This window comes from Rhizobium changzhiense, assembly GCF_013087625.1.
GTDB classification, from domain to species: domain Bacteria; phylum Pseudomonadota; class Alphaproteobacteria; order Rhizobiales; family Rhizobiaceae; genus Rhizobium; species Rhizobium sophorae.
The window spans coordinates 377093-390722 of the sequence record NZ_JABFCQ010000002.1 but is presented as its reverse complement, the minus strand read 5'-3'; the positions used below and the strand labels follow the sequence as shown (position 1 = coordinate 390722).

Below are 13630 nucleotides of genomic sequence, written 5' to 3'. Positions count from 1 at the left end.
GGCGCCAAAATGGCGCGCTTCAACGGCGCCCCCGCGCCTCACTCATATGCCCGATTTCATACAGTCAGGGATGTCCCGACCGCGTATCATGCGCGAACGAATTACTGGCTCGCGGATGCATCCTGCTTCAGCCAGTATTTGACGATCTGACTGACGAGCTGCGGCGGCAAAGGCACATAGCCCATCGCCTCGGCGTCCTTACTGCCTGTCTCGAACGCCAGGCGGAAAAAATCATGCACGCGGCGATAGCGATTGGGCGCCTGTCCCTTCATTGGAACGACAGCGAATGTCGCCCCGCTGATCGGATAGGCCGCCTCTCCCGGTTGATCCGTGAGCGACACCGAAAAAGCTTTCGCTTCATCCCATGAGGCGGTGCTGGCCGCAGCCCGCACGCCATCCGGTCCCGGTTTTACGAACTGGCCGGATTTGTTCTGAACAGCGGCATAGGGCAGGTTTGCACGCTCGACCTGGCCAAAATCGGCATAGGCGATCGCCCCCTTGGTTGCCTGCACCGCGCGAATGAGATCTCCGGTTCCCTCGACACTCGTCCCCACAGGCCAGGCGATCAGCGTATCCGCTCCATGTGCCGCCTTCCATTCCGGGCTTGCCGAGGACAGGAATTCGGTGAACATGAAGGTGGTGCCTGATCCGTCCTTGCGGGTAACCGGACTGATTTTCTGATCGGGAAGGCTGATCTCCGGGTTGATCGCCTTGATGGCAGGGTCAGCCCACGACTGGATCTTGCCGAGATAGATATTCGCAAGCAGCGGGCCAGTCAGGTTGATACGGCCCTTGTCGATACCGTCAAGATTGACGGCAATCGCCACGCTGCCGAGCACGATCGGAAACTGCTGGCGGCCATGCTTCAAAAGCTCGTCGTGGGAGACAGGCACATCGGTCGCAGCGAAATCCAGCTCCGGCTGATCAAGGCGCATCAGACCTGCCAGCGAACCGACGAGCTCGTAGTCTACCGTCCAGTCGGGTGAGCTGAAGTCGCCGTCATCCATCCGCGCCTTCTCGTAGATCTCTGCCCACTTCGCGATGATGGGTGCCGCGAATGTGGAGCCGGCGCCGCGAATGGGCTCGGCCGTGGCTGCAGGAGCGATGGACAGTGAACCAACAACTGCCGCAAGTCCGGCAAAGCAGGCGGCGGCGCTCGTCACTCTGTGGACTTGCCGAAAAAAACGTTCCATCGGCGCTTCCCCCTTGCAACCGTTCACTGCGCACTCGATCAGAATTCAAACCAGATCAGCTCAGGACCCGGCGTACGAACCCTTGTTCCAGCCGACAGGAATTCCTGACACCATTAAGTATTTCCATTCATTAACATTTTAATGACAGTTTAGTTTTGCGGATTGCTGATTCTCGGCGCGGGACATCTTTCGCTGATCGATGTCGCTTTAAAAATCCGAAATAAAACCGTCACTCAACTGACACATCGGCCGCATTTATAATGGTAAAACAACCCAGCCTGCGCCACGGCCAGACCGACGGTGCGGATTGCTTCTGCGTTCGAGGTGAAAGAGGATGCGGCGGCGCTAAAGCGGCAATACCTCGGCTGCGAGTTCCTCCGCCGTCAGCCCTTTGCCGGCGCGTTGGCCGGCCTCGCCGTGCAGCCAGACGCCGGCAGCGGCGGCCTCGAAGGCCGGCAGGCCTTGGGCGAGCAAGCCGCCGATGATGCCGGCAAGCACGTCGCCGGAACCGGCGGTGGCAAGCCAGACCGGGGCATTGGTATTGATGAGCGCACGTCCATCAGTCGCGGCGATGACAGTATCGGCGCCTTTGTAAATGATCGCGGCATTGGCGCGGCGGGCGGCGGCCACAGCCTTGTCCACCTTACCGAGCGCATCGTCGCTGGCGATATCGGGAAAAAGCCGCGCGAATTCGCCCTCGTGCGGTGTCAGCACCAGACGCGGCTCACCCCGGAAAAGATCAAACAGCTGTTGCGGATCATCCTTGAACGAGGAAATGCCGTCGGCATCGAGCACCAGATGGCGATCAGCAAGGGCCGAGACGAAGCCGCGCGCCTTGGCGCCGATACCGAAACCGGGGCCAAGGACGAAGGTCTGCAGCCGCTTGTCTGAGAGCCAGTCGCCGAGGTCGGCCTCGTCGTCGATGGCATGCAGCATGACGGCGGTCAGATGCGCAGCATTGGCGGCCATCGCCGCGCGGGGGGCGGCGATCGTCACCAGGCCGGCGCCGGCCTTCAGGCCCGAGATCGCCGACATGCGCGCTGCACCCGTCTTGTCGGCCTCACCTGAGAAGACGACCAGATGACCGCGCTTGTATTTGTGGGTTTCCAGTTGCTCGGCCGGCAGCGCACCCTTCCAGGCATCCGGCGTGTTCTCGGCGATGAGACCGCTTGCCTCGGCGCCGATGATGCGGGCGGGGATACCGATGTCGAAGACTTCCAATTCACCGCAAAGCTCCCTGCCCGGCATCAGCAGATGGCCGGGCTTGCGGGTCATGAAGCTGATGGTGTTGCGGGCCCGGAAGGCGGCACCCAGCACCTTGCCGGTGCGACCATCAAGGCCGGAGGGCAGATCGATGGCGAGCACGGGAATACCGGCCTCGGTGACGCGCCCGATCAGCGCGCCCACATCGGCCGACACTTCGCGGCCAAGCCCCGCCCCGAACAGACCATCGACGACGACGTCGCCGGTTTCCGGCCGATAGAGGTCGAGGTTTTGCCCCTCGAGCACGCAACCGGCTCGGGCACGGGCGGCATCGCCCTTCAGCCTCTTGGGATCGCCGAGGTGGAAGAGCGCCACCCTCGCCCCGCTCTGCTGTAGATGACGTGCTGCGACACAGGCGTCGCCGCCATTGTTGCCGGGTCCGCAGACGACGACGAAGCGCAACGCTCCGGGATGAAGGCGCAGAGCAGCGGCTGCGACCGCAGCACCCGCCCTCTCCATCAGTCCGAAGGAGTCGATGCCGGACGCAGCAGCGGCTGCATCGACGGCGGCCATTTCAGCAGGCGTGAGAAGAAGGTCGGACAGATGTTTGGTCATCATCCTATTCAATCAAAAAACGCCTAAAAAACAACCGGCTGAAACAGCAAAGAGAAGGACGAAATTTAGGCATATGCCTACCTTTTCATCTCCAGGTGAGGTACTTTCGCGATTGCGAAAATACCTGACTTTTTCAGTTTCGAGTGGGATTTTGATTGGGAGTCAACGTTTTTCCACCTGTTCGTCACCAAAACCACGTAGAATTCCCCGCAAACGCTCGCGTTTTGACCGAATCGACGTCTTTTTTCGATAAGATGGATTTCAAACTGGCACGATATCTGCATCATACCCGGCGAGCGGGAAAGTTCCTGCCATAACAAGAGAAGCGGAGAGACATTTTCTCATGAAAAAGATCGAAGCGATCATTAAGCCTTTCAAGCTGGACGAAGTGAAGGAAGCCCTTCAGGAAGTTGGCCTGCAGGGTATCACGGTCACGGAAGCCAAGGGTTTCGGCCGTCAGAAGGGCCACACGGAACTCTACCGCGGAGCTGAATACGTCGTCGATTTCCTGCCGAAGGTCAAAGTCGAGGTCGTGTTGGCCGACGAGAATGCGGAGGCCGTCATCGATGCGATCCGGAAGGCGGCGCAGACCGGCCGCATCGGCGATGGAAAGATCTTCGTCTCCAACGTCGAAGAGGTTATCCGCATCCGCACCGGCGAGACCGGCATCGATGCCATCTGACCACTTTGCCAATCGCGCAAAGTCCGTTACCGTCATCGCCGACCTACACCGTCATCGCAAATCGGAGGAAACTCATTAATGGCGACCGCAAGCGAAATTCTGAAGCAGATCAAGGAGAACGACGTAAAGTTCGTCGATCTGCGTTTCACCGACCCAAAGGGCAAGCTGCAGCATGTGACGATGGACGTTGTCTGCGTCGATGAGGACATGTTCGCCGACGGCGTGATGTTCGACGGCTCCTCAATCGGCGGCTGGAAGGCCATCAACGAGTCCGACATGGTGCTGATGCCCGATACGGAAACGGTGCATATGGACCCGTTTTTCGCTCAGTCGACCATGGTTATCGTCTGCGACATCCTCGATCCGGTTTCCGGCGAAGCCTATAACCGCGATCCGCGCGGCACCGCCAAGAAGGCCGAAGCCTACCTCAAGGCATCCGGCATCGGCGATACGGTCTTCGTCGGCCCGGAAGCCGAATTCTTCGTCTTCGACGACGTCAAGTACAAGGCCGATCCCTACAATACCGGCTTCAAGCTCGATTCGACCGAACTGCCGTCGAACGACGATACCGATTACGAGACCGGCAACCTCGGCCATCGCCCGCGCGTCAAGGGCGGCTATTTCCCGGTCCCCCCCGTCGACAGCGCCCAGGATATGCGTTCGGAAATGTTGACGGTGCTCTCCGAAATGGGCGTCGTCGTCGAAAAGCATCACCATGAAGTCGCGGCCGCCCAGCACGAACTCGGCATCAAGTTCGATACGCTGGTGCGCAACGCCGACAAGATGCAGATCTACAAATATGTCGTGCACCAGGTGGCCAACGCCTACGGCAAGACGGCGACCTTCATGCCGAAGCCGATCTTCGGCGACAATGGCTCGGGCATGCATGTGCACCAATCGATCTGGAAGGGTGGCAAGCCGACCTTTGCCGGCGACGAATATGCCGGCCTTTCCGAGAGCTGCCTGTTCTACATCGGCGGCATCATCAAGCATGCCAAGGCGATCAACGCCTTCACCAATCCGTCGACGAACTCCTATAAGCGTCTCGTCCCGGGTTACGAAGCCCCTGTGCTGCTTGCCTATTCGGCCCGCAACCGCTCGGCTTCCTGCCGCATTCCGTTCGGCTCGAACCCGAAGGCCAAGCGCGTCGAGGTCCGCTTCCCGGATCCGACCGCCAACCCCTATCTCGCCTTTGCCGCCATGCTGATGGCCGGTCTCGACGGCATCAAGAACAAGATCCATCCCGGCAAGGCCATGGACAAGGATCTCTACGACCTGCCGCCGAAGGAATTGAAGAAGATCCCAACCGTCTGCGGCTCGTTGCGCGAAGCGCTCGAAAGCCTCGACAAGGATCGCAAGTTCCTGACGGCCGGCGGTGTTTTCGACGACGACCAGATCGATGCCTTCATCGAGCTGAAGATGGCTGAGGTGATGCGTTTCGAAATGACGCCGCATCCGGTCGAATACGACATGTACTATTCGGCCTGATCGGCTGCGAAGACCGAAAGCCCCGGTTCGCCGGGGCTTTCACCTCCCGGGTCATGGACGCCAGCAGGAGGATGTGACGTTCATGTGACGAACTCGCGCAAAAATCTTGATTTGCGCGACACCAATCACCAAATTTGGTGATGAAAGGAAGTCGTACCATGAAAGAAAGAGTAGCAAAGTTCAGTATCGGCGAAGTGGTTCGGCACAAGGTTTTTCCGTTTCGCGGCGTCATCTTCGACGTTGATCCGGAGTTCGCGAATACGGAGGAATGGTGGAATTCCATTCCGGCCGAAGTGCGCCCGAGCAGGGACCAGCCCTTCTATCACCTGCTCGCCGAGAATGACGAAAGCGAATATGTCGCCTACGTCTCCGAGCAGAACCTGATGAACGACGAAAGCGGCACGCCGCTTCGCAACCCACAGATCTACCAGATTTTCGATCGGGCCCCGTCAGGGCAGTTCAAACCCAAGATGAGCTTCGCCCACTAAGTCACTCGTGCCGATCGTTTAATCAAGGCCTCGCTTCTCCCGGCGAGGCCTTTTCTTTGCGCAACAAAAAACCCGGCGCGAAGCCGGGTTTCTGTTTCAAAGAAGGTAGCAGGATTACTGCGCCTTGGCTGCCTTCTGGGCATCTTCCAGCTTCTTGCGGGCTTCCTCCGCCTTCTTCTGCATGCCTTCCTGCAGGCTGCGCTGGCTTTCGGCAAGCTTATTTTCGGAAACCGGTTCGCCGTCATAGGCGCCGGTGAAGCCTTCGAGCGAGATCTTGATCGGGTTCGGGGCGCGGCGGAAGTTGATCGAGGTGAAGATCACGTCGCTGCCCTTCTTGAGGCTGGCGATCATCGCGTCGGTCAGCGGAATTTCGGCGGTGCACTTGTCCGGCAGGCAGACGGCGTAGTCGAGCTTCTGACCCTTGCCGCCGTCGATCTGCATCATGATGCCGGGAGGAATGAGGCGCGCTGTCGGAACCGAGACCTGCAGGAGCTTGCGGTTGATCTTGCCCGAGACCGAGATCAGGCCGACGGCAGTGACGAGCTGGCCGCCATTGGCGAGGATCAGGTTCTGGACAACACAGATGTCGTTGTCTTCCTGCTTGCTGCAGGTTTTGTACCAGCCGAGCTTCGGCGCTCCTGCGGCCTGCGCCGGGGCATCGGCCGGAGCCGGTGCCGCCGCGCTCTGCGCGAAGGAGGAGACCGGAGCCGAAGCGCCGAACACCACTGCCAGAACGGACAGTGCTGCCCGCATTTTCTTTTCAGACTTGAACATCATAACGAATTCCGTCTCCTGATATGCGTTCGGGGCAGCGTCTTGCCGCCCCAACCATCGGGTCGTTCGGCACTCCACCTCTTAAAAAAATAAGGCAAATGCATGACCCCGAAACTTCGGGTTCACCTGTTACATCGCAGCGTGCAAGATATCCAGCATTTCTTTGGCAATTTGAGGTGCATTTCGTCGCGATGACAAAGAAATCGCCGCTCTGTGTTGGAATTGGTCGACCCCATGATAATCTTGGGCTGAATCATGCCCGTTTCACGGATCAAGGATTGCCGAATGCTCCGTATCGTCGTCCCCCTCGTCCTCTCGCTGCTGTGCGGCGCTGTCGCTGCCAAGCCGCTGCACGGCATCGCGATGCATGGCGAGCCGGCTTTGCCGCCGGACTACAAGCACTTCCCTTACGTCAATCCCGACGTGAAAAAGGGCGGCAAGATCACCTACGGCGTCGTCGGCACCTTCGACAACCTCAATCCGTTCATTCTCAAGAGCATGCGCACGACGGCGCGCGGCATGTGGGATCCGGAATATGGCAATCTCGTCTATGATTCGCTGATGCAGCGCTCCCGGGACGAGCCCTTTACACTTTACGGCCTGCTTGCAGAGACGGTCGAATGGGACGAAGACAGGAGCTTCATCCAATTCAACCTTAATCCAAAAGCGAAATGGTTCGACGGGCAGCCGGTGACGCCTGAAGACGTGATGTTCACCTTTGATCTGCTGCGCGACAAGGGCCTCCCGCGCTTCTCTAATGCTCTGAAAGTCGTCGCCAAGATGGAGAAGGTGGGCGAGCGGAGCGTGCGCTTGACCTTCACCGACAAAGCCAATCCCGAGACGCCTTTGATTTTGGGTCTTTTCCCAGTGCTGCCGAAACATGCGATCGACCCCGAAACCTTCGACCGTAGTTCGTTGACACCTTCGGTGGGCTCCGGCCCTTATAAGGTGAAGACGGTGAAGCCAGGCGAGAGCATCACCTATGAGCGAGATCCGAATTACTGGGGCAAGGATATTCCGTCAAAAGTCGGCACCGACAACTACGATCAGATCACGGTGCAATATTATCTGCAGGACACGACGCTGTTCGAGGCCTTCAAGAAGGGCGATGTCGACATCTATCCCGACGGCAATCCGGGTCACTGGGCCAATGCCTACAATTTTCCCGCCGTCACGTCGGGAGCCGTGATCAAGGATGTGTTCACGCCGAAACTGCCGAGCGGCATGCTCGGTTTCGTCTTCAACACACGCCGGCCGATCTTTGCCGATCCGAAGGTGCGTGAGGGCCTGTCGCTGGTATTCGATTTCGAATGGGCGAACAAGAATCTCTATTCGGGCGCCTACAAACGCACACAGAGTTTTTGGCAAAATTCCGAGCTTTCAAGCTTTGGCGTTCCCGCCAATGCAGCGGAGCTTGCCTTGCTCGGGCCGATCAAGAACAAAATCGCGCCTGAAATTCTCGACGGCACCTATAAGCTGCCGGTCACCGATGGCTCCGGCCGCGACCGCAACGTGCTGAAGCAGGCCGTCGCGCTTCTCAAAGAAGGCGGCTATACGATCCAGGGCGGCAAGATGCTCGATGCCTCCGGCCGCCAACTCGCTTTCGAAATCATGACGCAGAATGCCGATCAGGAGAAGCTCGCCGTCGCCTATCAGCGTTCGCTGCAGGCGATCGGCATCGCCGTTTCGATCCGCACAGTCGATGATTCGCAATATCAGAGCCGGACGAGCAGCCGTGATTACGACATGATCGTCAAATCCTATGTGTCCACGCTGTCGCCTGGAATAGAGCAGGTCGGTCGTTGGTCTTCCACTGAGCGCACAAAGGAGGGTAACGACACATTTGCCGGCGCCAACGATCCCGATCTCGACACACTGATCGATCATGTGCTGAGGGCGCGTTCGGCGGACGATTTCACTGCCGCGGTGCGCTCCTACGACCGGCTGCTGCTATCGAGCCACTACGTGCTGCCGCTCTATCACATCGGCCAGCAATGGGTCGCCCGCAGCAGGCGCATCGGTCGTCCCGACACGACGCCGCTTTACGGCTACCAGCTGCCGGTCTGGTGGGATGCGAGCGTGCAGTAAAGGCCGCCGAACCGCCACAGCCCAATGTCTCTTCGGAGACTCACAGAATAAGGAAGACCCTCATGGAGCGTATCACCATCGACGTCGTCTCGGATGTCGTCTGCCCCTGGTGCTATCTCGGCAAGGCGCGGCTGGAGCTCGCCATCGCCGAGGTGCAGGACGAGATCGGCGTCGACATCAACTGGCGGCCGTACCGGCTCAACCCCGACTATCCCAAGGAAGGCGTCGACCAGAAGAAGGCGCTGGCGGAGAAGCTCGGCGGCGAGGAGCGCGTGGCGCAGGCGCATAAGATGCTCACCGATTACGGCCGCGAGGTCGGCATCGCCTTCGATTTCGAGGCGATCAAGATCGGCCCGAATACGCTCGATGCGCATCGGCTGGTCCACTGGTCGATGATCGAAGGCCGCGAGAAGCAGGACAAGGTCGTTGCCGCGCTGTTCAAGGCGAATTTCGAGGAAGGCCGCAATGTCGGCGACCATACGGTGCTGCTCGATATCGCCGAAAAGGCCGGCCTCGACCGCTCGGTCATCGCCTCGCTGCTTGCCTCCGATGCCGACCGCGATCTGATCGTCGCCGAGATCAAGGCGGCGCAGGAGATGGGCGTCAACGGCGTGCCGTTCTTCATCTTCGACCAGCAGTATGCCGTCAGCGGCGCACAGACGCCTGACGTGCTGGCGAACGCGCTGCGTGATATCGCCCAGGCGAAGGCCGAGGCGCGGTCGGGCCTCAACTGACGCCGACGGCTCCAGCTTCAGCCCAGAATCGGAACGCACCTCACCTCGGTCTTCACCGAATTGGCGATGAAACATTCGTCATGGGCGCGATGGTGCAGGGCTTCGAGTTCGCTTAACGAGGGCTGCTTCTCGCCACTGAAGACGACATGCGGCCTCAGCGTCACGACGGTCATGGCAAGGCGGCCTTCGGCATTCTTCTCCAGAATGCCCTCGGCGACATCGGTGTAGTTGTCGACGCGAAAGCCCTGTTTGGCGGCGATCGACAGGAACCAGAGCATGTGGCAGCTGGAGAGTGACGCGACGAAAGCCTCCTCCGGATCGACGGCGTCCTCGACGGAATAGGGCAGAGGAACGCTGTGCGAGGAGGATGACGCCCGCACTTGGATGCCGCCGTCGAAGGTCCAGCGATGGACGCGGCTATAGCGGTTATCGGTGAAGGTCTCGCCGTTGCGCTGCCAGGCGATCGTTGCGCCGTATTTTGCCATCACCCTCTCCTCCGGTTTATTTCGCGAGCTCTGCCAGTTGCGTCATGATAACAGCCGCACCCTGCAGGCGCTTCTCCGGTGTCGGCAGGTCGCGGGTCAGGAACAAGCTGTGATCGGGGCGGATCTTCGCCATCGTGCCTTGCTTGCCGATATAACCGACGAGGTTTGCCGGATTGGGGAATTCCTTGTTGCGGAACTGCACGACGACGCCCTTCGGGCCGGCATCAAGCTTTTCGACATTGGCGGTGCGGCAGAGCGACTTGATGTAGACGATCTTCAGCAGATGCTGGACTTCGATCGGCATCGGCCCGAATCGGTCGATCATCTCGGCGCCGAAACCGTCGATCTCCTTGATCTCGGTGATTTCTCCGAGACGGCGGTAGAGCGCCATGCGCAGGTGCAGATCGGGCACGTAGCCTTCCGGGATCATTACCGTCGTGCCGACCGAGATCTGCGGCGACCAGCCGGTATCGTGGATCTCGTCGACACCCTTGACCTCGGCAACCGCCTCTTCCAGCATCTGCTGGTAAAGCTCGAAGCCGACTTCCTTGATATGGCCGGACTGCTCCTCGCCGAGCAGGTTTCCGGCGCCGCGAATATCGAGATCGTGGCTCGCCAGCTGGAAACCGGCGCCGAGCGTATCCAGCGACTGCAGCACCTTGAGGCGACGCTCTGCGGTTGCCGTCAGCACCTTGTTGACCGGCAGGGTGAAGAGCGCGAAGGCGCGCACCTTCGAGCGGCCGACGCGGCCGCGCAGCTGATAGAGCTGGGCAAGGCCGAACATATCGGCACGGTGGACGATCAGCGTATTGGCCGTGGGCACGTCGAGGCCGGATTCGACAATGGTGGTCGACAACAGCAAGTCGTAGCGGCCTTCATAAAAGGCGTTCATGATGTCTTCGAGTTCGCCGGCCGGCATCTGGCCATGGGCGACGGCGACCTTCAGCTCCGGCACATCCGATTGCAGGAAGGCATGCACGTCCTCGAGATCGGCAAGCCTGGGGCAGACATAGAAGCTCTGGCCGCCGCGATAATGCTCGCGCATCAGCGTCTCGCGGATCACCAGGCTGTCGAAGGGCGAGATGAAGGTGCGCACCGCCATGCGGTCGACCGGCGGCGTGGTGATCAGCGACAGTTCGCGCACGCCGGTCATGGCAAGCTGCAGCGTGCGCGGGATCGGCGTTGCCGACAGCGTCAGCACGTGCACGTCGCTCTTCAGCTCCTTCAGCCGCTCCTTGTGCTTGACGCCGAAATGCTGCTCCTCGTCGATGACGAGCAGGCCGAGATTGGCGAATTTGATGCCGGCGCCGAGCAGCGCATGCGTGCCGACGACGATATCGGTCTTGCCTTCCGCCACTTCCTTCTTGGTCAGCGCCAGCTCCTTGGCGCCGACAAGGCGCGAGGCCTGCTGGATGCGCACCGGCAGGCCGCGGAAACGGTCGGAGAAGGTCTTGAAATGCTGGCGGGAAAGCAGTGTCGTCGGCACGACGACGGCGACCTGGGCGCCGTTCATCGCGGCGACGAAGGCGGCGCGCAGCGCCACTTCGGTCTTGCCAAAACCGACGTCGCCGCAGACCAGACGGTCCATCGGCCGGCCGGCGGCGAGATCGGAACGCACGGCCTCGATGGCGTTATCCTGGTCTTCGGTCTCGTCATAGGGGAAGCGGGCTGCGAATTCGTCGTAAAGGCCTTCCGGCGTCGTCAGCATCGGCGCATGGCGTGTCAGGCGCTCGGCAGCGATGCGGATCAGCGCATCTGCCATATCGAGCAGGCGCTTCTTGAGCTTGGCCTTGCGCATCTGCCAGGCGCCGCCGCCGAGCTTGTCGAGCTGGGCTTCGGTGCCTTCGCCGCCGTAACGCGAGAGGAGATCGATGTTTTCGACCGGCAGGAAGAGCTTGGCCTCGTCGGCATATTGCAGCTCGAGGCAGGCATGCGGCGCGCCTGCGGCTTCGATGGTCCTTAGCCCTATAAAGCGGCCGATACCATGTTCGGCGTGGACGACGATCGAGCCCTCGTCGAGGCCCGCGACTTCCGAGATGAAATCGGCTGCGCGCTTGCGGCGCTTGGAGCGGCGCACCATGCGGTCGCCGAGGATATCCTGCTCGCCGATGACGACGAGATCGCCGGCCTCAAAGCCGGCTTCGAGGCTGAGCACGGCGGCAGCCGCCTCGCCTCTCGCCAGCGAGCCGACATCCTTCAGCGCCTCGATCGGCTTGACCTTTTCCAGGCCGTGTTCGTTCAGCACCTGCAGCAGGCGCTCCAGCGAACCTTCGGTCCAGGCGGTGACCAGCACTTTCGCGCCGGCGGCACGGCGATCGGCAATATGCTTGACGACGACGTCGAAGATATTGATGCGCTCGGCATCACCGCCGCCTTCGGCGTTCGAGCGGGCCCAGCGCTGACCCTGGCGGGCGTCGACATTGACGACCCGCCGCGCCTCGCCCTCATGCTCGTTGAAGGGGCTGATGCGGATCGCGCCGAGCGCGTCGAGGGTTTTGACGAAAAGCTTGCTGTCGAGATAGAGCTGGCCCGGCGTCACCGGCTTGTAAGGCGTGCCCTGCGTCATCTGGCCCTTGGCCGGCTGGCCGGAATTCAGGCGGGCATCGTAATAATCGAAAACGAGCTTGGAGCGCTCTTCTGCTGCCTCACGTACCGTATGGTCGATGACGATACGGAAGCCGCTGAGATAATCGAAGACGGTATCGAGCTTCTCGTAGAAGAGCGGCAGCCAATGCTCCATGCCAGGGTAACGGCGGCCTTCGGAGACGGCGAGATATAGCGCGTCGTCGCGGGTGGTCGCGCCGAAAGCGGAGAGATAATTCTTGCGGAAGCGGCTGATCGTATCCGGCGTCAGCGTCACTTCGCTCATCGGGTTGAGATCGAGGGATCGCACCTGCCCGGTCGTGCGCTGGCTGGCCGGATCGAAGCTGCGGATGCTCTCCAGCGTCTCACCGAAGAAATCGAGGCGGACCGGCTCTTCGGAACCCGGCACGAAGACATCGAGAATACCGCCGCGCACGGCATATTCGCCGACTTCGCGAACGGTCGCGACCCGCTCGAAGCCATTGCGCTCCAGGCGGCCGGCGAGATCGTCCATGCGCAGCTGGTTGCCGGGACGAGCCGAAAAGCTCAGGCTTTCGATGACATCCTGCGGCGCCACCTTCTGCAGCATGGCATTGGCGGTGACGAGCACGATTGCCGCATGCGGCTTCTTGCGATGGGCAATCAGGCCGCCGAGTGCGGCAAGCCGGCGGGCCGAGGTGTCGGCGCTCGGCGAGACGCGGTCATAGGGCAGACAGTCCCAGGCCGGCAAGGTGAGAACCGGAATGTCGGGGGCGACGAAGCCCAGCATCTGCTCCAGGTCGGCCATGCGGTGGCCGTCGGACATGACATAGGCGACCGGCTCTCCCGTTCGGGCAAGTTCTGCGAGCAGCAGCGTCTCAAGACCTGCCGGCACATTGCCGATCGTCAGCGGCTCGGCAATGGCCGCAAGCTTCTTCGCATCGAAACCAGGAATCATTCCGGCGTCCTGAGGGGCTTGTCAAAATCGGGCTTGTAGGCGGCAATGCGGGCAAACATCGGTGTCTGGAAACGCTCAGGCACCGGCCATGTTCCCATGATCCAGCGAACGAGATCATTGTCCTCTTCCGCCATGATCGTCTCGAACTCGTCGAGCTCGGCTTCCGACAGTCTGGCGACCTCAGCTTCGGCGAATTGGCCGAAAACCAGATCCATTTCGCGGATGCCGCGATGCCAGCAGCGGAAAAGGATTCTGCGGCGGCGCGGGTCGAGACCGGCACTCGTGAGCGTGACACCTGTCATGGCATTACCTTCCTGTTGATGCGCCTCTATAGACCCTGGAAAGCGGCTTGTCAGCCTT

Annotated in this window: 11 protein-coding genes; 5 read left to right on the top strand and 6 right to left on the bottom strand. The window is 60.7% G+C overall.

The annotated features are described in order from the left end of the window. Nucleotides 1–101 precede the first annotated feature (101 nt). Nucleotides 102–1193: a phosphate ABC transporter substrate-binding protein PstS gene (gene pstS, locus G9X68_RS11315; RefSeq protein ID WP_171602436.1), complete on the bottom strand. Its 1092-nt coding sequence runs from the start codon at nucleotides 1191–1193 to the stop codon at nucleotides 102–104. 345 nt (nucleotides 1194–1538) lie between these two features. Beyond that, nucleotides 1539–3011, bottom strand: coding sequence for an NAD(P)H-hydrate dehydratase (locus tag G9X68_RS11310; protein WP_171602435.1), 1473 nt, complete (start codon nucleotides 3009–3011; stop codon nucleotides 1539–1541). 343 nt (nucleotides 3012–3354) lie between these two features. On the opposite strand from G9X68_RS11310, the gene G9X68_RS11305 reads away from it, so the two are divergent. The 3 genes from G9X68_RS11305 (at nucleotide 3355) to hspQ (ending at nucleotide 5669) form a co-directional block, all read left to right on the top strand. Beyond that, on the top strand, nucleotides 3355–3693 hold the full coding sequence (locus tag G9X68_RS11305) for a P-II family nitrogen regulator (RefSeq protein WP_003539626.1): 339 nt from the start codon (nucleotides 3355–3357) through the stop codon (nucleotides 3691–3693). Nucleotides 3694–3771: 78 nt separating this feature from the next. Beyond that, complete coding sequence (glnA, locus tag G9X68_RS11300; protein ID WP_011651961.1) at nucleotides 3772–5181, top strand: type I glutamate--ammonia ligase; 1410 nt, start codon at nucleotides 3772–3774, stop codon at nucleotides 5179–5181. Between the two features lie 158 nt (nucleotides 5182–5339). Continuing rightward, complete coding sequence (hspQ, locus tag G9X68_RS11295; protein ID WP_130739298.1) at nucleotides 5340–5669, top strand: heat shock protein HspQ; 330 nt, start codon at nucleotides 5340–5342, stop codon at nucleotides 5667–5669. 114 nt (nucleotides 5670–5783) lie between these two features. On the opposite strand, the gene G9X68_RS11290 is transcribed toward hspQ, so the two are convergent. Beyond that, the gene (locus G9X68_RS11290; protein ID WP_168311909.1) at nucleotides 5784–6446 is read right to left on the bottom strand and encodes an invasion associated locus B family protein; all 663 of its coding nucleotides are present in this window, start codon (nucleotides 6444–6446) and stop codon (nucleotides 5784–5786) included. A gap of 282 nt (nucleotides 6447–6728) precedes the next feature. On the opposite strand from G9X68_RS11290, the gene G9X68_RS11285 reads away from it, so the two are divergent. Continuing rightward, complete coding sequence (locus G9X68_RS11285; RefSeq protein ID WP_171602434.1) at nucleotides 6729–8531, top strand: extracellular solute-binding protein; 1803 nt, start codon at nucleotides 6729–6731, stop codon at nucleotides 8529–8531. Between the two features lie 62 nt (nucleotides 8532–8593). Further along, nucleotides 8594–9265: a DsbA family oxidoreductase gene (locus G9X68_RS11280; RefSeq protein WP_171602433.1), complete on the top strand. Its 672-nt coding sequence runs from the start codon at nucleotides 8594–8596 to the stop codon at nucleotides 9263–9265. 17 nt (nucleotides 9266–9282) lie between these two features. Here the strand turns inward: G9X68_RS11280 and G9X68_RS11275 are convergent, their stop codons facing one another. From G9X68_RS11275 to G9X68_RS11265, 3 genes are read right to left on the bottom strand one after another with little or no spacing between them, the layout of a single operon-like run. After that, on the bottom strand, nucleotides 9283–9750 hold the full coding sequence (locus G9X68_RS11275) for an OsmC family protein (protein ID WP_171602432.1): 468 nt from the start codon (nucleotides 9748–9750) through the stop codon (nucleotides 9283–9285). Between the two features lie 16 nt (nucleotides 9751–9766). Further along, on the bottom strand, nucleotides 9767–13270 hold the full coding sequence (mfd, locus tag G9X68_RS11270; protein WP_171602431.1) for a transcription-repair coupling factor: 3504 nt from the start codon (nucleotides 13268–13270) through the stop codon (nucleotides 9767–9769). Further along, entirely contained in the window at nucleotides 13267–13572 is a 306-nt protein-coding gene (locus G9X68_RS11265; protein WP_012757428.1) for an FAD assembly factor SdhE, read from the bottom strand. Before G9X68_RS11265 ends, mfd begins: the two co-directional genes overlap by 4 nt. Nucleotides 13573–13630: the final 58 nt, after the last annotated feature.